This is a genomic window from Acidipropionibacterium thoenii DSM 20276, assembly GCF_000423445.1.
GTDB classification, from domain to species: Bacteria; Actinomycetota; Actinomycetes; order Propionibacteriales; family Propionibacteriaceae; genus Acidipropionibacterium; species Acidipropionibacterium thoenii.
Genome location: NZ_KE384018.1, coordinates 432,049 through 450,608 on the forward strand (window position 1 = coordinate 432,049; position 18,560 = coordinate 450,608).

Annotated in this window: 17 protein-coding genes; all 17 read left to right on the forward strand. The window is 69.4% G+C overall.

The annotated features are described in order from the left end of the window. Positions 1-58 precede the first annotated feature (58 nt). Positions 59-1,846 carry a peptidoglycan D,D-transpeptidase FtsI family protein gene (locus G554_RS0111440; protein ID WP_027587996.1) on the forward strand — a complete coding sequence of 596 codons (1,788 nt, stop codon included), beginning with the start codon at positions 59-61 and terminating at the stop codon, positions 1,844-1,846. Next, positions 1,843-3,432 carry a UDP-N-acetylmuramoyl-L-alanyl-D-glutamate--2,6-diaminopimelate ligase gene (locus G554_RS0111445; protein WP_084648502.1) on the forward strand — a complete coding sequence of 530 codons (1,590 nt, stop codon included), beginning with the start codon at positions 1,843-1,845 and terminating at the stop codon, positions 3,430-3,432. The genes G554_RS0111440 and G554_RS0111445 overlap by 4 nt, the downstream gene beginning before the upstream one ends. Beyond that, positions 3,429-4,874: a UDP-N-acetylmuramoyl-tripeptide--D-alanyl-D-alanine ligase gene (locus G554_RS0111450; RefSeq protein ID WP_027587998.1), complete on the forward strand. Its 1,446-nt coding sequence runs from the start codon at positions 3,429-3,431 to the stop codon at positions 4,872-4,874. The genes G554_RS0111445 and G554_RS0111450 overlap by 4 nt, the downstream gene beginning before the upstream one ends. Next, complete coding sequence (gene mraY, locus G554_RS0111455) at positions 4,871-5,935, forward strand: phospho-N-acetylmuramoyl-pentapeptide-transferase (protein WP_027587999.1); 1,065 nt, start codon at positions 4,871-4,873, stop codon at positions 5,933-5,935. Before G554_RS0111450 ends, mraY begins: the two co-directional genes overlap by 4 nt. Then, positions 5,917-7,431 carry a UDP-N-acetylmuramoyl-L-alanine--D-glutamate ligase gene (murD, locus tag G554_RS0111460; protein WP_027588000.1) on the forward strand — a complete coding sequence of 505 codons (1,515 nt, stop codon included), beginning with the start codon at positions 5,917-5,919 and terminating at the stop codon, positions 7,429-7,431. The genes mraY and murD overlap by 19 nt, the downstream gene beginning before the upstream one ends. Positions 7,432-7,532: 101 nt before the next feature. Then, positions 7,533-8,708, forward strand: coding sequence for a putative lipid II flippase FtsW (gene ftsW, locus G554_RS0111465; protein ID WP_027588001.1), 1,176 nt, complete (start codon positions 7,533-7,535; stop codon positions 8,706-8,708). 105 nt (positions 8,709-8,813) lie between these two features. Beyond that, a complete protein-coding gene (locus G554_RS0111470; RefSeq protein ID WP_027588002.1) occupies positions 8,814-9,968 on the forward strand; it encodes a UDP-N-acetylglucosamine--N-acetylmuramyl-(pentapeptide) pyrophosphoryl-undecaprenol N-acetylglucosamine transferase in 1,155 nt (384 codons plus the stop codon). Next, a complete protein-coding gene (murC, locus tag G554_RS0111475) occupies positions 9,955-11,364 on the forward strand; it encodes a UDP-N-acetylmuramate--L-alanine ligase (RefSeq protein WP_027588003.1) in 1,410 nt (469 codons plus the stop codon). Before G554_RS0111470 ends, murC begins: the two co-directional genes overlap by 14 nt. Next, complete coding sequence (locus G554_RS0111480) at positions 11,364-12,083, forward strand: cell division protein FtsQ/DivIB (protein WP_027588004.1); 720 nt, start codon at positions 11,364-11,366, stop codon at positions 12,081-12,083. The genes murC and G554_RS0111480 overlap by 1 nt, the downstream gene beginning before the upstream one ends. 142 nt (positions 12,084-12,225) lie before the next feature. Continuing rightward, positions 12,226-13,368, forward strand: coding sequence for a cell division protein FtsZ (ftsZ, locus tag G554_RS0111485; protein WP_027588005.1), 1,143 nt, complete (start codon positions 12,226-12,228; stop codon positions 13,366-13,368). A 25-nt stretch (positions 13,369-13,393) separates the two neighbouring features. Beyond that, positions 13,394-14,197 (forward strand): purine nucleoside phosphorylase YfiH/LACC1 family protein, encoded by an 804-nt coding sequence (locus tag G554_RS0111490; RefSeq protein ID WP_027588006.1) that lies wholly within the window; start codon positions 13,394-13,396, stop codon positions 14,195-14,197. A gap of 86 nt (positions 14,198-14,283) precedes the next feature. Then, on the forward strand, positions 14,284-14,811 hold the full coding sequence (locus tag G554_RS0111495) for a cell division protein SepF (protein WP_027588007.1): 528 nt from the start codon (positions 14,284-14,286) through the stop codon (positions 14,809-14,811). Between the two features lie 27 nt (positions 14,812-14,838). Continuing rightward, complete coding sequence (locus G554_RS0111500) at positions 14,839-15,129, forward strand: YggT family protein (RefSeq protein WP_027588008.1); 291 nt, start codon at positions 14,839-14,841, stop codon at positions 15,127-15,129. Between the two features lie 173 nt (positions 15,130-15,302). Next, positions 15,303-16,391, forward strand: coding sequence for a DivIVA domain-containing protein (locus G554_RS0111505; RefSeq protein WP_027588009.1), 1,089 nt, complete (start codon positions 15,303-15,305; stop codon positions 16,389-16,391). Positions 16,392-16,549: 158 nt separating this feature from the next. Further along, positions 16,550-16,984, forward strand: coding sequence for a TraR/DksA family transcriptional regulator (locus tag G554_RS0111510; RefSeq protein WP_027588010.1), 435 nt, complete (start codon positions 16,550-16,552; stop codon positions 16,982-16,984). A 56-nt stretch (positions 16,985-17,040) separates the two neighbouring features. Further along, positions 17,041-17,526, forward strand: coding sequence for a signal peptidase II (locus G554_RS0111515; protein ID WP_051233020.1), 486 nt, complete (start codon positions 17,041-17,043; stop codon positions 17,524-17,526). Further along, positions 17,523-18,458 (forward strand): RluA family pseudouridine synthase, encoded by a 936-nt coding sequence (locus G554_RS0111520; protein ID WP_027588012.1) that lies wholly within the window; start codon positions 17,523-17,525, stop codon positions 18,456-18,458. Before G554_RS0111515 ends, G554_RS0111520 begins: the two co-directional genes overlap by 4 nt. The last annotated feature ends 102 nt before the right edge of the window (positions 18,459-18,560 follow it).

An 18,560-nucleotide genomic window follows, 5' to 3' on the forward strand; every position in this document is an offset into this window, starting at 1 on the left:
AATCGCCTCCGCCACCCGCCCCTCGACACGACGACCGGCCCGCACCGGATCGGCCGGCCTGGCCAGCCAGCGCGGCAGGCTCACGATGGGCCTGGTGCTGATCCTGCTGGCGATGACCGCGCTCGCCGGACGGGCCCTGCAGCTGCAGGCGATCGAGGCCCCGGCCTATGCCTCCTCGGCGGCCTCGAAGATCCAACGGGCCTACACCCTGCATCCCGACCGCGGCCAGATCGTCGACCGCAATGGCACCGTGATGGCCGCCAGTGAGCCGGCGGTGCTGATCTTCGCCGACCCGCTGATGATCAGCCGCAACGGCATCGACGAGAGGGCATCGATGGGCCCCCTGGAGACCCAGAAGGCCGCCGCCGCGCCCAAGGCGATCGCCAAGATCCTGGCCAAGTACCTGGGCGGGCGTCCCGAGGACTACCGACAGATGGTCACCAAGACCGAGTCCGACGGCTCGCTGGCTCGTTACGCCCTGGTACGCCGGCACGTCCCCAGCTACACCTACGACCTCATCAAGAAGGATCTGGCGGCCGGCAAGTGGTACGGCATCAGCGCCACCCAGGACGCGGTGCGCAGCTATCCGGCCGGAACCGTCGCCTCCAATGTGATCGGCTTCGTCAACTCCGAGGGCCAGGGCGGCGCCGGCCTCGAGTACGCCCTCAACAAGCAACTCGCCGGCACCGAGGGCAAGGAGTCCTACGAGGCCTCCACCTACGGACGCATCCCGTTGGGTCGTGCCACCCTGGCCCCGGCGGTCAACGGCACCGACTACACCCTGACCCTGGACTCCACGATGCAGCTCACCACCCAGAAGGCCCTGGCGAGCGCAGTGGCCAGCACCGGGGCGGAGTCCGGCGAGGCCATCGTGATGAATGTCAAGACCGGGGAGGTGCTGGCGATGGCCTCGATGCCCACCTACGACTCCTCGAACCTGTCCGCGGCCACCAGCAAGGAACTGGTCAACCACGCCGTCCAGGACTCCTACGAACCCGGCTCGGTGCAGAAGGTCCTCACCATGGCGGCACTGACCGACCAGGGCCTGGTGACCCCTGACAGCCGGGTCGATGTACCGGCCTCGATCAGCTCGGGGGGAGGCACCATCAAGGACGCCTTCAGCCATGGCTCACTGGTGCTGACCGCCCGTGGTGTGATCGCCTACTCCTCCAACATCGGCACCACCCTGCTCACCCGCAAGATGGACAAGGCCACCTTCATCAAGTACCTCAGGTCCTTCGGGCTGGGCACCACCACCGGCATCGGGCTGCCCGGGGAGGCGAAGGGATCTGTGCCCACCGCCGCGATGCCCGACTTCACCCGCGACCAGATCTCCTTCGGCCAGGGCCTGTCGGTGACCGCCATCCAGGAGGCCGCTGCGGTGGCGGGGATCGTCAATGGCGGCGTCTACCACTCGCCGACCATCATCAAGTCGGCCCGCAACGGCCAGGGCGAGGCGGTCAAGGTGCCGGTCTCCACCTCCCGCCGGGTGATCTCGGAGAAGGCCTCGGCGCAGGTGCGCAACATGATGGAGGCCGTCGTCACGCTGGAACCCAGCAGGGCGGTCGCGGGATACCGCACCATCGGCAAGACCGGAACCGCTCAACGGATAGATGCCAGCTGTCACTGCTACCGTGGCTACACAGCTTCCTATGTGGGGGTCGGCCCGGCCGAGAATCCGAGCATCCTCACCTATGTCGTTCTCAACAATCCCGTCAAGGGCCACGAGGGGAGCGGGGTCGCCCTTCCCGTGGCGCAGCAGATCCTGTCTGTGGCGCTGCCCCGCTACGGTGTCGAGCCCTCCACCTCCAAGCCCCCGAAAGCAGTTCTGGAGTACCAGCCGTGAGCTCTGAGTCCTCGCATCTGTTGCGTCCGCGCGGTGTGCGCACCACCAGCTGGGCCGAACTCCTGGAGGCACTGCCCGGAGTGGTGCTGTCCGGGGCCGCCCTGACCGGCCAGGGAGTCACGGGTATCACCCTGGACTCCCGACAGGTCCACCCCGGCGATCTCTACGTCGGTCTGCCGGGCACCCGTTTCCACGGCGCCCGATTCGCCCCCCAGGCGCTGGAGGCCGGGGCAGTGGCGGTGCTCACCGACACCGAGGGAGCCCGGATGCTCGCCGACTCCGGGATCGGCGGGGTCCCGATCCTGGTGGCCGGCCAGCTGCGGATCGCGATGGCGAAGGCCTCGGCGAGAATCTTCGGTGACCCCGGTGAGCAGATGACGATGTTCGGCATCACCGGCACCAATGGCAAGACCACCACCGCCTTCCTGGTGGAGGCCGGGCTGTTGGCCGCCGGTCGCCAGACCGGCACCATCGGCACCATCGGCTACCGGTTGAACGGTCATCCGCTGGTCAGTGCCAGAACCACCATCACCACCCCGGAGGCCCCCGACCTGCAGGCGCTGTTCGCCGCACTGGCCGACCACGGCGTCACCGACACCGTGATGGAGGTCTCCTCCCACGCCCTGGCGATGCACCGGGTGGACGCCACGATGTTCGACGTCGCCGGGTTCACCAATCTGGGACGCGACCACCTGGACTTCCACAAGACGATGGAGAACTACTACCAGGCCAAGGCCCGGCTGTTCAGCCCGGAACTGGCACGGGTGGCGGTCATCAATGTCGACGACGAGCACGGCGTCCGACTGGCAGGGGAGGTCCGCCGGGTCGGTGCGGTGCGGGTGGTGACCACCTCGCTGCAGGCCCCCTCCGACTACCGGGTCACCAGTTGGCGCCCGGAGGGCGGGTTGGGCAGCGAGCTGGTTCTCCAGACACCCACCGGACGCCGGGAGCTGCACCTGAGCCTTCCCGGCGAGTTCAACGTGCGCAACGCCACGATGGCCCTGGCGATGCTGGAGTCGGCCGGCTACACCTTCGACCAGGTGGCTCCCGGACTGGCCCTGGCGCAGGTTCCGGGTCGGATGCAGCGGGTGCCGTTGGGGCTGGGCGCCCCCGAGGTGCTGGTCGATTTCGCGCACACCCCGCAAGCCATCGGTGCGGCCCTGCGGGCCGCCCGCAGCGCCACCGGGGGCCGACTGATCTGTGTCCTGGGGGCCGGTGGGGACCGGGACACCGCCAAGCGCGAGCCGATGGGCCGGATCGCCGCCCAGGAGTCTGATCTGGTGGTGGTCACCGACGACAATCCGCGCTCGGAGGACCCGGCGGTGATCCGTTCCGAGGTGCTGGCGGGTGCCAGGTCCGCCGGGACCGCGGCCGAGATCATCGACGGCGGGGACCGGCGTGCGGCGATCAGCGCCGCGCTGAGCCGGGCCCGTCCGACCGATCTCATCGCGATCCTCGGCAAGGGGCATGAGACCGGCCAGCAGATCGGTGATCGGGTGCTGCCCTTCGATGACCGGGTGGTGGCGACCCAGCAGTGGCGGGCCATTCAGGAATCGGGCCAGCAGGAGGAGGAGCAGCAGGCATGAGAATTTCCAGCGCCGCGGAACTCGCCGCAGCGATCGGGGCCCGGTTGACAGGTCCCGGCGAGGTGCGGGTCGGCCCCGATGTGGTCATCGACACCCGTAAGGCCACCCCCGGATCGCTGTTCGTCGCGCTGCCCGGGGAACGGGTCGACGGGCACGACTTCACCACTGCCGCCGCCCGCGCCGGGTCCGCCGCGGTCCTGGCGAGCCGCGCCACCGAGGCCGACCTACCCCATCTGGTGGTCGCCGACTCCCAGCAGGGACTCACCGATCTGGCCCGCCATCTGGTGGCCGTGGAGCACTCCCGGCCGGGCGCCCCGCTGCGCACCATCGCGCTGACCGGATCCTCGGGCAAGACCAGCACCAAGGACATCCTGGCCCAGTTGCTGGAGGCGGCCGGGACCACCGTCTCCCCGGTGGGCTCCTTCAACAACGAGATCGGCGTCCCGCTGACGGCATGCGGCATCGACCAGGACACCGACTTCCTGATCAGCGAGATGGGCGCCCGGGGCAAGGGCCACATCGCCTGGCTCACCTCGATCGTGCCCCCCGATGTGGCGATGGTGCTCAATGTCGGCACGGCGCACCTGGGCGAGTTCGGTTCCCGCGAGGCGATCGCCGCCGCGAAGGGGGAGATCGTCGAGGCGCTGGGCGCCGATGGCCGTGCGGTGCTCAACGCCGCCGACTTCCGGGTCGCCGCGATGACGGCGCGCACCCCGGCGCAGATCGCCTGGTTCAGCCCCGACGCGGACCATCGGCACCCCGAGGCAGCCATCGAGGGATGGGCCGACCGGTCGGGCAGCGACGACTTCGGGCGCTACCACTTCCAGCTGCACCTGCGTACCCCCGGCAGCCAGCTCGTCGAGACCGTCCAGCTGCGCACCCTGGGGGCCCACCAGGTGGCCAATGCGGTGGCGGCCGCAGTGGCCGCGGCCTGCTGCGGGATGGCCCCCGACCGGATCGCCGCCGGACTGTCGGCGGCCACCACCAGGTCCCCCTGGCGGATGGAGCTGGACGAGCGGGCCGACGGTCTGGTCGTCATCAACGACTGCTACAACGCCAATCCTGACTCGATGAGGGCCGCCATCGACACGCTCGCCGGGATCCTGGAGCGCAGGCGCGCCAGCGACCCGCAGACCCGCGGGATCGCGATCCTGGGAGACATGCGAGAACTGGGCGCCGACTCCGCCGAACTGCACCGCGAGGCGGGCCGACAGGCCGCCAGGGCCGGTTTCGACGAGGTGCTGTGCATCGGCGAGAGGGCCGAGGATCTGGCCTCCGGTGTCATCGAGGGTGGGTCTCATGCCCGCGTGGTGGACGCCGCCCAGGCGCGCATCTCGCTAGATTGGTCCCGGCATGACGTCGTACTGGTCAAGGCATCCAGGGCGCTGGGGCTGGAGAAGCTCGCCGCAGCGATCCTGGCCGATGAGGAGGGCCGGGCGTGAAGAACATTCTGCTGGCAGGCGGACTCTCGCTGGTGGGCACCCTGTGGGGGACCCGCTGGCTGATCGGATACCTGGCCAGGCGCGGGTTCGGCCAGTTCATCCGCGATGACGGCCCCAAGACCCACGCCGCCAAGAAGGGCACTCCCACGATGGGTGGGGCGGCCATCATCGTCTCGGTGGTGGTGTCCTACTTCCTGGCGCACCTGTTCACCTGGACCCATGTCACCGTGTCGGCCCTGCTGCTGCTGTGGCTGTTCGCAGGTCTGGGTTTCATCGGCTTCCTGGACGACTGGCGGAAGATCTCCAACCAGCGCTCCCTCGGGCTGAAACCCCGGGGCAAGTTGATCGGCCAGGCGCTGGTGGCCATCGTCTTCGCGGTCGGGGTGATGTTCCTGCCCAACCGCTACGGCGTCACCCCCGGATCGCCGGCGATCTCCTTCCTGCGTGACATCTCCTGGTTGCACCTGCCGATCTGGCTCGGGGTGATCTGGGTGATCCTGCTCATCGCGGGAGCCTCCAACGGGGTCAACCTCACCGACGGGCTGGACGGTCTGGCCCCCGGGGCGGCCACCATGGTCTTCGCCGCCTACACGCTGCTCAGTCTCTGGCAGTTCAACCAGTGGTGCACCGGCCATGCCGGCCCGCAGTGCTACACGGTCCGCGACCCGCACGACCTGGCGATGGTCTCGCTGGCGCTGACCGGTGGCTGTTTCGGCTTCCTGTGGTGGAACGCCAAACCGGCCAAGATCTTTCTCGGAGACACCGGATCGCTGGCCATCGGCGGGGCTGTGGCCGGCCTGGCGGTACTCAGCCGCACCGAGCTGCTGCTCGTCATCATCGGCGGCCTGTTCGTCATCGAGACCCTCTCGGTGATCATCCAGGTCGGGGTGTTCAAGATGACCGGCGGCAGACGAGTCTTCAAGATGGCCCCGTTGCACCACCACTTCGAGCTCAAGGGCTGGGCCGAGATCACCGTGGTGATCCGGTTCTGGATCATCTGTGGACTCCTGGTGGCCGGGGGCCTGTCAATCTTCTATGCGGAATGGGTGGTCGGACAGTGAGTGACGAGGATCTGAGGGCGCAGCTGAGGACAGCCGATCGCACCTTCGGCTGGCCGAGGGTGCATGCGGTGATCGCCGGGCTGGGTACCTCAGGGTATGCCTGCGCCGACGCCCTGCTGGAGCTCGGCGCTCAGGTGGTGGTGCTGGACGACGCCACCGATGAGGGGCACAAGGACAAGGGCGGACTGCTGGAGGTGCTGGGTGCCGAGGTGCACCTGGGTCCCGGCTCCACCGCCGCTCTGCCTGCCGGCACCGACCTGGTGATCGTCTCCCCGGGATGGCGGCCCAGCCAGCCCCTGGTGGCCGCCGCGCTGGCCACCGGGGTCCCGGTATGGGGAGAGCCCGAGCTGGCCTGGCGGCTGATGCACCCCGACCATGTCATCCCCTGGCTGGCGGTCACCGGGACCAATGGCAAGACCACCACCACCCAGATGACCGAGGCGATCCTCAAGGCCGACGGTCTCAGGGCCGCCGCGGTCGGAAACATCGGCCGACCGATTCTGGAGGCGATGGCCGACGAGGTGGACTACGACGTCTTCGCCGTCGAGCTGTCCAGCTTCCAGCTGCACTGGTCGGACTCCCTGGCGCTGCACTCGGCGGCGGTGCTCAACCTGCACGAGGACCACCTGCAGTGGTACGCCGACCACCCCGACCCGTTCGCCGCCTATGGCGCCGACAAGGCCAAGATCTTCCACGGCGTCACCGGGTCGTGTGTCTACAACGTCGCGGATCCGGCGACCGAGAAGATGGTCCAGGACGCCGAGGTGGCCGAGGGGGCACGCGCCATCGGTTTCACCCTGGGCACCCCCGGCCCCTCGATGGTGGGGGTGGTCGACGACCTCATCGTCGACCGGGCCTTCATCGAGCAGCGCGCCACCTCGGCGGTCGAGCTCGCCAAGCTCACCGACGTCCACCCCTATGCTCCCCACAACATCGAGAACGCGCTGGCCGCGGCGGCACTGACCCGCTCCTTCGGTGTCCATCCCACCTCGGTCGGCCAGGGGCTGCGCGACCTGGTGCTGGGCGGTCACCGGATCGAGACCGTCCACCAGGCCGGCGGGATCCGCTGGGTCGATGACTCCAAGGCCACCAACCCGCACGCCGCGAACTCCTCGATGCGCGCCTTCGACCACATCGTGTGGATCGCCGGCGGCCAGGCCAAGGGCACCAACTTCGACCATCTGGTCACCACCCACCGCGACAGGCTTCGCGGGGTGGTGGTGCTGGGCATCGATCGGGCGATGATCGCCGGGACCCTGGCCCGGCTGGCACCCCAGGTGCCGGTGGTGGTGCTGGACTCCCCGGAGCGCAGCGTGATGGCGCAGGCCGTCGATGTGGCCGCCACGATGGCCCAACCCGGCGACACCGTGCTGATGGCCCCGGGCTGCGCCAGCCTGGACATCTGGCCCGGCTACGCCGCCCGCGGCGACGACTTCGCCGCCGCCGCCCGCAGGATTCAGGGTCCCACCGGTACTCAGGGACCCGCCGGCCGGTGACCGAGCAACACGACGGCCTCGGCAACCGGCTGACCGTCTGGCTCGGCCACCTGCTGCGGCTGGACGGTGGCACCCGCGTCATCTCGGGATCGGACCGGCCGCTGCTGTCGCTGGCCCTGTTCGACTACTACGTCATCCTGGTGGCGACGGTGCTGCTGGCCGGCATCGGGGCCCTGATGAGCCTGTCCTCCTCCTCGGTCTACGCCCAGTCCCAGAACCTCAGCCCCTACTACTACGCGGGCCGTCAGGTCATCTTCCTGGCCGCCGGGGGGGTGCTGGCGGCATTCGCCTCCCGGATCTCCGAACACCTGGTGAAGCTGCTGGGGCTGGTGGCCTACGGCGGAGCCGTGCTGCTGCTCCTGCTGGTCTTCAGCCCGCTCGGCAGCGATGCCGGCAAGGGCAACCGGAACTGGCTGTCCCTCGGCCCGGTCACCCTGCAGCCCTCCGAGTTCGCCAAACTGGCCCTGGTGATCGTCGGGTCCAGCTACCTTGCGGCTCGCCGCGAGGACATCGGCCGGTTCAAGCACCTGCTGCCCTATCTGGTGATCTACGGGGTGCCGGTGGCGATGATCCTGGCCCAGGGGGACCTGGGCACCGTGATGATCATCGGGGCCCTGATGATCGCCCAGATGTGGGCCTTCGGGATCAAGCTGCGCCACATCCTGGTGCTGGTGCTGGCCGCCGGTGCGATGGTGGCCGTCGCGGTGGCCACCCAGCCCAGCCGGTTGCGCCGGGTGCTGCTCTTCCTCAACCCCAGCGACTCCCCGGACGTGTCCCAGCAGCCGCTGAGCGCCATCTTCGCGCTGGCCTCGGGAGGATGGTGGGGGGTCGGCATCGGCGCCTCCCGGCAGAAATGGGGAGGCCTCTACGACGGCGCCCAGAACGACTACGTGTTCGCCGTCCTGGGTGAGGAGATGGGGCTGGTCGGCACCATCGCGGTGATCCTGCTGTTCGCCCTGCTGGCCTGGGCCGGGGTGCGGGTGGCGATGCGCTCGCAATCCCAGTTCAGCCGGACCCTGGCCATCTCCGTCACGGCCTGGACCGCCATCCAGGCGATCATGAACATGGGTGTCGCCCTCGACCTCTTCCCGGTCTTCGGAGTGCCCCTGCCGTTCATCTCGATCGGCGGATCGGCACTCATCTCGAATCTGGTGGCCGCCGGCCTGCTGATGGCCTGTGCCCGCCGGGAGAAGGCCGCCAGGAAGTACCTCCAGGCCTCGCGCCGGTCAGGACCCCCCCGGGTGACTACCGTGGTGGACGGCGGTCGGCATGCCTGAGGCCCCCGGGACGGTGAGCAGACCCCTGCGAGAACCTGGAAGAATCCGCCGGGACCCGGTAAGAACTACGCCAACAACAATCAGGAACGATGAGGTGAGCTGCAGATGGTGAATGTCGTGCTGGCCGGGGGTGGCACCGCAGGACACACCTCGCCACTGATCGCCACGGCCCAGGCCCTGGGGCGCCACCCGGACCTGGGCCACCTGTCGTGCATCGGGACCCCCAAGGGGCTGGAGGGCAGGGTGATCCCCGAGGCCGGCCTGGAACTCGACATGATCGACCCGGTGCCGCTGCCGAGAGAACTCACCGGCGAACTGCTGAGGGTTCCCGGTCATCTGCTGCGCGCCGTCCGCCAGGCCGGTCAGATCCTCAGCGACCGGCAGGCCGATGTGCTGGTCGGTTTCGGCGGCTACGTGTCGATGCCGGCCTACCTGGCTGCCCGCAGGGCCCATGTGCCGATCGTGATCCACGAGCAGAACGCCGTGCCGGGGCTGGCCAACAAGGTGGCCTCCCGGTTCGCCTGCCAGGTCGCCACCGCCTTCCCCGGCACCGGGCTGCGAGGCTCCCGGTTCATCGGGATGCCACTGCGGGACGCCGTCACCTCCCTGGCGCTGCTGGACCCGCCGGCCCGGGCTGAGCGCACCCGCTCGGCACGGGTCGAGCTGGGGCTGGATCCGCAGCTGCCCACCCTGCTGGTGTCGGGGGGATCCCAGGGTGCGGTGGCGATCAACGACGCGGTGGTGGGCGCCCGGGACCGGCTGCTGGCCGACGGGGTCCAGATCGTGCACGTCCTGGGCCCGCGCAATATCGGCACGGCGATGCCACTGACCGACCAGACCACCGGTGCCCGATGGCTTCCGCTGGGCTACCTGGACGACATGACCCTGGGCTATGCCGCCGCCGATCTGATGGTGGCCCGCTCCGGGGCCGGCACCGTGGTGGAGACCGCCGCCCTGGGGCTGCCGTGCGTCTACGTACCGCTGCCCCATGGCAATGGCGAGCAGGCCCGCAATGCCGCCCCGCTGGTGGCCGCCGGGGCCGGGGTGCAGGTCGACAATGCCGACCTGGACGCCGAACGGCTGCTCGCCGAGACCGCCCGGATCCACGACCCGCAAGCACTTGCGGCGATGTCGGCGGCCGGCAGGGGCACGATGCCCGCCGACGCCGCCGAGACCCTCGCCGACATTGTCCTGGGGGCGGCCGACCGCTCCCGGACACCCCGACCCACCGTCCAGGAGGACTCCGATGACCCTGCGTGAACCCGTCGAGCTGGCCGATCCCCACACGATCGGCCCAGTGCACTTCATCGCCGTCGGCGGGGCCGGGATGAGCGGCGTCGCCCGGATCTACCAGGAGCTCGGGGTGCCGACATCGGGATCCGACCAGGTCGACTCGGCGAACCTGCGATCGCTGTCGGAGGCGGGGGTGCGCACCTGGGTGGGCCACGACCCCAGCCACCTCGACGGCGCCCGCACCGTGGTGGTCTCCTCGGCGATCCGCCCCGACAACCCGGAACTGGTGGAGGCCAGACGTCGCGGTCTGCGGATCTGGCACCGCAGCGCCGGGCTGGCGGCCCTGATGCTCAATCACGACGGCGTCTCGGTCTGCGGCACCCACGGCAAGACCACCACCACCGCGATGATCGCCACCGCCCTGACCCACGCCGGTGCCGACCCCTCCTATGTGGTGGGCTCACCGCTGGCCGCCACCGGTACCAGCGCCCATCTGGGCCACGGCACCGCCTTCGTGGTGGAGGCCGACGAGTCCGATGGCTCCTTCCTGCAGTATCCCAGCCAGATCGTGGTGGTCACCAATGTGGAGGCCGACCACCTCGACAACTGGGGTACCCCGCAGGCCTACTTCGAGGGCTTCCTGAGGATGGCCAGCCGAGCTCAGGTGAGGTATGTCGTCGCCAACATCGACGACCCAGGATCGGGCGAACTGGCGCATCGCCTGCAGGACAGCGGCCACGTCCAGGTGGTCACCTATGGCGAGGCCACCGGGGCCGATGTCCGGCTCTCCGAGCTCGATCTGGAGGGCACCGAGGTCTCGGCGACGCTGACCGCCGGGCGCACCGAGGGCAGGCTCCAGCTGCAGGTTCCGGGGCGTCACAATCTGGCCAATGCGGCGGCTGCCTACGCGGTCGGCAATCTGCTGGGGATCGGTTCGCAGGAGCTGCTGGCCGGGTTGGCCTCCTTCGCCGGGACGCTGCGCCGATTCCAGCTGATCGGCGTCCGGAACGGGATCCGGATCTTCGACGACTACGCCCACCACCCCACCGAGATCCGCGCCACCCTCGGGGCGGCCCGGCGGGCGGCCGGCGAGGGCCGGGTGGTGGCCTGCTTCCAGCCCCACCTCTACACCCGCACCCGAGACTTCGCCACCGAGTTCGGCAAGGCCCTGGCGCTGGCCGACCGGGTGCTGGTCACCGACGTCTACGCCTCCCGGGAGGACCCGATCCCCGGGGTCTCCGGTCGGCTGGTGGAGGATGCGGTGGAGGCGGCCGGCGGATCCTCGCGGTATGTCCCCGACAAGGGTGACCTGCCGGCGGCGCTGGCCGAGGAGGTCCGGCCGGGGGACCTGGTGATCACTCTGGGGGCCGGTGATGTCACCCTGGTCGGCCCGATCCTGCTGGGACTGCTGGACGGCCGCTGATGCCATCGGGCATCTCCGACCTCACCCGGCCGATCGATCTGCGACGCCGGGCGCTCCGTCGTCGCCGGTGGATCGTGATCGCCTCGGTGCTGGCCGTCGTCGTGCTGATCGTCGCGGCGGTGCAGCTGATCGGCTACTCCAGCCTGGTCGCGGTGCGTGAGGTCGAGGTGCAGGGGGCCGGGCTGGCCACCCCGGCCCAGATCCGCACGGCCGCGCAGGTGCCCGAAGGCACACCGTTGGCCAGGGTTGACCTGCAGCAGGTCGGGGACCGGGTGGCCGCGCTACCCCCGGTGGCCGAGGTCCAGGTGCATCGCAGCTGGCCCCACACCATCACTGTGGTGGTGACGGAGCGGACCGCTGTCCTCCAGCTGCGCAACGGTTCCCGCTACCTGTGGGTGGATGCCGGCGGCGTCGTCTTCCACACCAGCAACCGGGTCGACCCGAAGCTGCCCACCGCGCTGGCCGACCAGGGCAACCGGCGTCTGCTCACCGAGCTGGCCACCACCGTGGACTCGCTGTCCGCCACCCTGCGCACCCAGCTGGACCACATCGAGGCCCCCGGCGCCGATCGGATCGTCCTGGTGCTGACCGGCAACCGCACGGTGATCTGGGGCAACAGCAGCCAGTCGGCGGCGAAGTCGACGGTGGCCACCGCGATGCTGGCCACCAAGGCCACCGTCTACGACGTATCGGCCCCCGACCACCCGACCGCCAAGTAGCCCTGGAACTGTCAACGGGCGGTAGATCTCTCAAGGTGTACTTGAGAGTCCGGCCCGCGTCGGTGGTCCCGGTGGACACCCCCGACCAGTACTCATAGCCTGTGAGGCGACCAGATTTCAGTGCGAAGTGAGGCAGACTCTCGTGGCAACTCCATCCCAGAATTACCTCGCGGTGATCAAGGTCGTCGGCGTCGGCGGAGGCGGTTGCAATGCCGTCAACCGGATGATCGAGGCCGGACTCAAGGGAGTGGAGTTCCTCGCCATCAACACCGATGCGCAGGCCCTGCTGATGAGCGATGCCGACGTCAAGCTCGACGTCGGTCGCGATCTCACCCGCGGGCTGGGCGCCGGTGCCGACCCCGACAAGGGCCGTCAGGCCGCCGAGGACCACTCCGACGAGATCGAGGAGTGCCTCAAGGGTGCCGACATGGTCTTCGTCACCGCCGGTGAGGGCGGTGGCACCGGCACCGGTGGCGCCCCGGTGGTCGCCAAGATCGCCCGCTCGCTGGGAGCCCTGACGATCGGGGTGGTCACCCGGCCGTTCACCTTCGAGGGGCGCCGTCGCACCAGTCAGGCTGAGGACGGCATCGACCGGCTGCGCGAGGAGGTCGACACCCTCATCGTCATCCCCAATGACAAGCTGCTGTCGATGACCGACCAGCAGATCGCCATCATCGACGCCTTCAAGCAGGCCGACCAGGTACTGATGCAGGGCGTCTCGGGGATCACCGACCTCATCACCACCCCCGGTCAGATCAACCTGGACTTCGCCGACGTCAAGTCGATCATGTCGAACGCCGGCTCGGCCCTGATGGGTATCGGTCACGCCTCCGGCGAGGACCGCGCCCGGGCGGCCGCCGAGATGGCGATCTCCTCGCCGCTGCTGGAGGTCTCCATCGACGGCGCCCACGGCGTCCTGCTGTCGATCGCCGGCGGATCGGACCTGGGCCTGTTCGAGGTCGCCTCGGCCGCCAACCTCATCGAGGAGTCGGCCCACGACGAGGCCAACATCATCTTCGGCACCGTCATCGACGACGCACTGGGCGACGAGGTGCGGGTCACCGTGATCGCTGCCGGCTTCGACGGCGGCCAGCCCCCCAAGCGTCAGCCCGGGGTCTCCGCCCGGCCGGGGGCCCCGGCCCAGAAGAAGCCCTCCCCCCAGCAGCCTCCCCGGCCGGCCGCGCAGCAGCCCGCCCCGGTGGTCTCCGAGCCGACGAACCCCCGGGTGGTGGCGCCGGTCGACCCGGCCGACGACGACCTGGACGTTCCCGACTTCCTCAAGTGAGGCCCCGCCCGGGAACCCCGACCAGATGCTGAGGATGCGGATCGACCCGGCCGCCAATCGTGGTGTGGGGGTCGCCTTCACCGACCGCTGGGGAGGATTCTCGACGGGCGCACTGGCCGAGCTCAACCTCGGCCGGGTGGACGCCGACGATCCCGCTCATCTGGTGGCCAATATCGCCGCCCTGCGTGCCGGTCTGGGGGTCGACCGGATCGCCCTGGTCCACCAGGTGCACGGTGCCGAGGTGGTGGAGATCGACCGGTCGGCCGCCGAGCAGATCGATGACCGGACCGTGCTGAGCGAGCCCACCGGTGCTGCCAGCCCGACTCCCTGGGCCCGCCGGATGCCGACCGCCGACGCGATGGTGACCCGACTGCCCGCGGTGGCGCTGGCGATCCGGGTCGCCGACTGTCTGCCGGTGATGCTCGCCGATCCGGCTGCCGGGGTGATCGGTGCCGCACATGCCGGCCGGGCCGGGCTGCTGGGCGGCGTGCTGGCGGCGGTGGTGGCCCGGATGCGCGGGCTCGGCGCCCACGAGATCACCGGCTGGATCGGGCCGCACATCTGCGGGTCCTGCTACGAGGTGCCCCCGCCGATGGCCGAGGAGGTCTGGGCCGCCCATCCGGCCACCCGGGCCACCACATCCTGGGGGACGCCGTCGCTGGACCTGGCTGCCGAGGCGCTGGCCCAGCTCGAGGAGCTGGGAGTGACTGCGGTGGGGCTGGATCCGTGCACCCGGGAGAGCCCCGAGCTGTTCTCCCACCGCCGCGATCCCGGGTCCGGTCGGTTGGCCGGCCTGGTGTGGATCGGTACCGGATGGATCAGGAACTAGTAGCGTGTCACCAGAAGGCCCCGAGAGGGGCCGTGGCAACGTAGGTCACGACGTGTGTGCAGACAGACTCGAGTGAGGAGAGCCAGATGGCTGGGTTCGGCAGGAGGTTGGCCTCGTACGTCGGTCTGGTCGACGATCGGCGCTACGACGAGGACCTTCCGGATGAGGAGCTGACCCAGGAGGTCTACTCCGACGACGGCTATGAGCCCTCCTCCGTCACCCCGATGGCCTCCCGGCGAGCTGCCTCCGGTGCCCAGCCCCAGCAGGCTGCGAACCGGCGCCCCGCCACCGCCCTGGCCGAGGTCCCGGTGGAGGAGGAGCAGTCCATCGCCGACATCAACCGGATCATGACGGTGCACCCGCGGGCCTTCAACGACGCCCGGATCATCGGGGAGCACTTCCGCGACGGGGTGCCGGTCATCATGAACCTCACCGAGATGGAGAATGACGACGCCAAGCGGCTGGTGGACTTCGCCGCCGGGCTCATTCTGGGGCTGCGTGGCACCATCGAGAAGGTGACGAGCAAGGTCTTCCTGCTCTGCCCACGCAATGTCAACGTGACCCCTGAGGACAAGGCGCGAATCGCCGGCGAGGGATTCTTCAACCAGTCCTGAGTCCATCACACCCGAGGAGATCTCCCCGTGCAGCTGGCCGGCCTCATCATTTTCTACGCTCTGCAGATCTACATGTGGATCCTGGTGGTCCGGATGATCATGTCCTGGATTCCGATGTTCTCCCGCGGATTCCAGCCTCGTGGCGGACTGGCCGTGATCTTCGAGATCGTCTACACCGTCACCGATCCGCCGGTGAGGTTCTTCGAGAGGATCGTGCCCCCACTGAGGCTCGGCGGGATCTCACTGAGCCTGGGATTCATGCTGCTCTACGTGATTCTCATCGCCGCCCAGCGAATCACGCTGATGATCTTCTGGTGACAAGCCCGAACCTGAGGTTCAGGGTTGCGGTCTGTTTTCCCGGGCCGGCACCGTCTCGTGATGACGGGCCCGGCCGCGGGGAGTAGCCTAGATGAAGTCTTGTGGCGGAGTGCGCCGATTTCGGGGCGCTCGCGTCACCTGTCCAGACCGTATCCGAACTGTTGGAGTGCACAATGACGCTGACCCTCGACGAGGTGCGAAGGATTCGTTTTCCGATGGCGCGACGCCCAGGTGACGGCTACCGCGCAACCGAGGTTGACGACTTCGTGGACAAGGTCGATGCCACCTTCGCCTCGATCATCGATGAGAATGATCGTCTCAAGGCCCAGCTGGACGCCCTCAAGGGAGCCGATGGAGCCGTCGCAGGCCAGCCCGACCCCCAGGTCGCCGCGGAGAATGAGCACCTCAAGGCGCAGATCGAGGAGCTGCGGGCCCAGCAGCAGGGGGCCGGCAATATCAGTGCCGAGCTGGAGAGCTCCCGCAAGTCGCTGAACGAGGCGCAGGCCAGGATCCAGGCCTCCGAGCAGGAGAACGCCAACCTCAAGGCGCAGATCGAGCAGCTCTCCCAGGCTGCCGAGAAGTCCGGCGGCGAGGCCGCCGCCAATGCCGAGGTGGCTCGCCTGCGTGGTGAGAACAACCAGCTCCAGCAGCGTCTCGCCCAGGCCGCGGAGGCCGCCAAGTCGGCTCCCGCCGCCCAGCAGGTTGCCGCCACCGAGGGCCAGGGCAGCCCCGAGAAGGTCGTCGTCACGACTGCGGCCGAGGCCTCCCCGGCCGTCGTGCGGATGGTCGAGCTGGCCATCGCCGATGCCGAGCGGGTGGTCCACGAGGCCGAGGAGGAGGCTCGTCGCAAGACCTCCGACGCCGAGAAGAAGGCCCACGAGCACATCGTCGACGCCCAGACCCGCGCCGAGCGGATCGAGTCGGCCGCCCGGGTCAACGCCGAGAAGATGTCCGTCGAGGCCAAGCGCAATGCCGACCAGGTCAATACCGACGCCCAGAACCGCCGCAATGACCTGTTCAGCCAGCTGGAGTCCGAGCGCGACGATCTGGCCGGCAAGGTCGATCAGCTGCGCTCCTTCGAGTCCAGCTACCGGGAGAACCTCGTCAGCCACCTGCGCAGCCAGGCGGAGAACATCGAGAAGGGTGTCTTCGAGCCCGGTGAGACGGCCACCCTGCTGCGTCAGGAGAATCGGGTCGCCCCCGGCTCCTCCGCCACCCCGCGGTTGGACGCCCTGATCACCGGCCGCAGCCAGCAGAACTGACGGCTCGCCAGCAACCAGACGGCACCGGCCCCTCCTGACAAGGAGGGGCCGGTGTTGCGTCCACCCACAGCTGGCGGCGGGTGTATCGTCTGCGCACAGTTCATCGCCCGCTGGTCATGCCAGGCCGGGCGGCTGGCACCAGGATGGAGAGACCAGAGATGTCGCAGCACGATGCTGAGGTCCGCGATACCCGAATCGCGGCCTCACTGCCAGTCCGGGATGGCGACGAGCCGTGGACCGCGGAGGAGGTGGCCGAGGTGATCGGCACCCTGCAGTCCGATGTCACCCGGATGGCCCGCAACCTGGCAGCAGCCCAGGACAACCTCGCCGACCTGATGAGCGAGGGCTCGGACGGGGCGGGCAAGGACCCGGTCGATGTCGGCTCCTCCCAGTTCGAGCGGGACCAGGAGATGTCCCTGACCCACAACGCCCAGTTGGTCTACGACCAGTCGAAGCTGGCTCTCAAGATGCTCGACGAGGGCACCTACGGAACCTGCGAGGTGTGCGGTAAGCCGCTCGGCAAGGCCCGGCTGCAGGCCTTTCCCAGGGCCACCATGTGCGTGGCCTGCAAGCAGCGGGAAGAGCGCCGGTGAGCCCACGCCGCAACGCCGTGCTGGAGAACACTCGGCTGCGTCGGTGGCGGGTCGTGATGGTGCTCATCGCGATCGGCGGACTTCTCCTCGACCAGCTCGTCAAGGCGCTGGCGGTGGCTCGGCTGGACCCCGATGACCCGCCGGTGCTGTTCGGCGGTCTGTTGAGACTGCAGCTGCTGCGCAACTCCGGGGCCGCCTTCTCGATGGGCTCGGGGGCCACCGTCGTGATCAGCTGTTTCGGGATCCTCGTGCTGGTGGTGGTGATCGGCTGGGTCGCCCCCAGAGTCCGCCGCCGATGGACCCTGGTGGCCACCGGAATGCTGATGGCAGGTATCTCGGGCAACCTCACCGACCGGCTGCTGCGGGCCCCCGGGCCGCTGCGCGGCCATGTCGTCGACCTCTTCGCGCTGCCGCACTTCGCGATCTTCAATGTCGCCGACATGTTCATCACCGTCACCGCGGTGCTGGTGGTGGTGGCGACCCTGTTCGGCGGGGACGAGGCGACTGCCGGCGACGCCGGGACCGGCGAGGCCGGCCGATGAGCGTGCTGCTGGTCCCTGACGGGTTGGACGGCAGCCGGCTGGACGCCGCCGCGGCCCGGATGACCGGCGTCTCCCGGTCGAGGATCGTCGACCTCATCGAGGAGCAGAAGGTCCTGCTGGACGGCCGGCCGGTCACCCGGGCCGCCACCCGGGTACTGGCCGGCCAGATGCTGGAGGTGGACCTCTCGGTGCCCCGGCCGGCGGCCGCGGTGACCCCCCGGCTGGCGGCCGGAATGGGCATCATCCATGACGACTCCGACATCATCGTCGTCGACAAGCCCGCCGGGGTCGCCGCCCATCCCTCCCTGGGGTGGGACGGCCCCAGCGTGGTGGAGCATCTGGCCGCCGCGGGTTTCGCGATCTCGACCAGCGGCGCCGCCGAACGGCAGGGCATCGTCTCCAGGCTGGACGTCGGCACCTCAGGTGTGATGGTGGTCGCCAAGAGCGAGCGCGCCTACACCCTTCTCAAGCGTGCCTTCCGCGATCGCACCGTCGACAAGCGCTATCTGGCCCTGGTGCAGGGCCACCCCGATCCTTTCGAGGGGACCATCGACGCACCGATCGGGCGCCACCCGGGTCATGACTGGAAGATGGCAGTGGTCGAGGGAGGCCGGCACTCGGTCACCGACTACCAGACCCTGGAGGCATTCCGCGCCACCAGCCTGCTCAAGGTGCACCTGGAGACCGGCCGCACCCACCAGATCCGGGTCCACATGGCCGCCGTCGGCCACCCCTGCTGCGGGGATCCGCTGTACGGCTGCGATCCCGTGCTGGCCGCCGAACTGGGCCTGGACAGGCAGTGGTTGCACGCTGCCGAACTGTCCTTCGCCCATCCGGGATCGGGGGAGTGGATGACCTTCACCAGCCCCCTGCCGGCCGATCTGCAGCATGCTCTGGATGTGGTGAGACGCGGAAACGAGCGCCAGGCATGAGCGTGAAACATGGTGCACGGTGTCGGCCCCGGTGGCGGACGATGGTGCAGCAGGCCCCGTTGGGAGACAGCAGGTTAGGGACCGCGAAGGCCTCACGGTAGA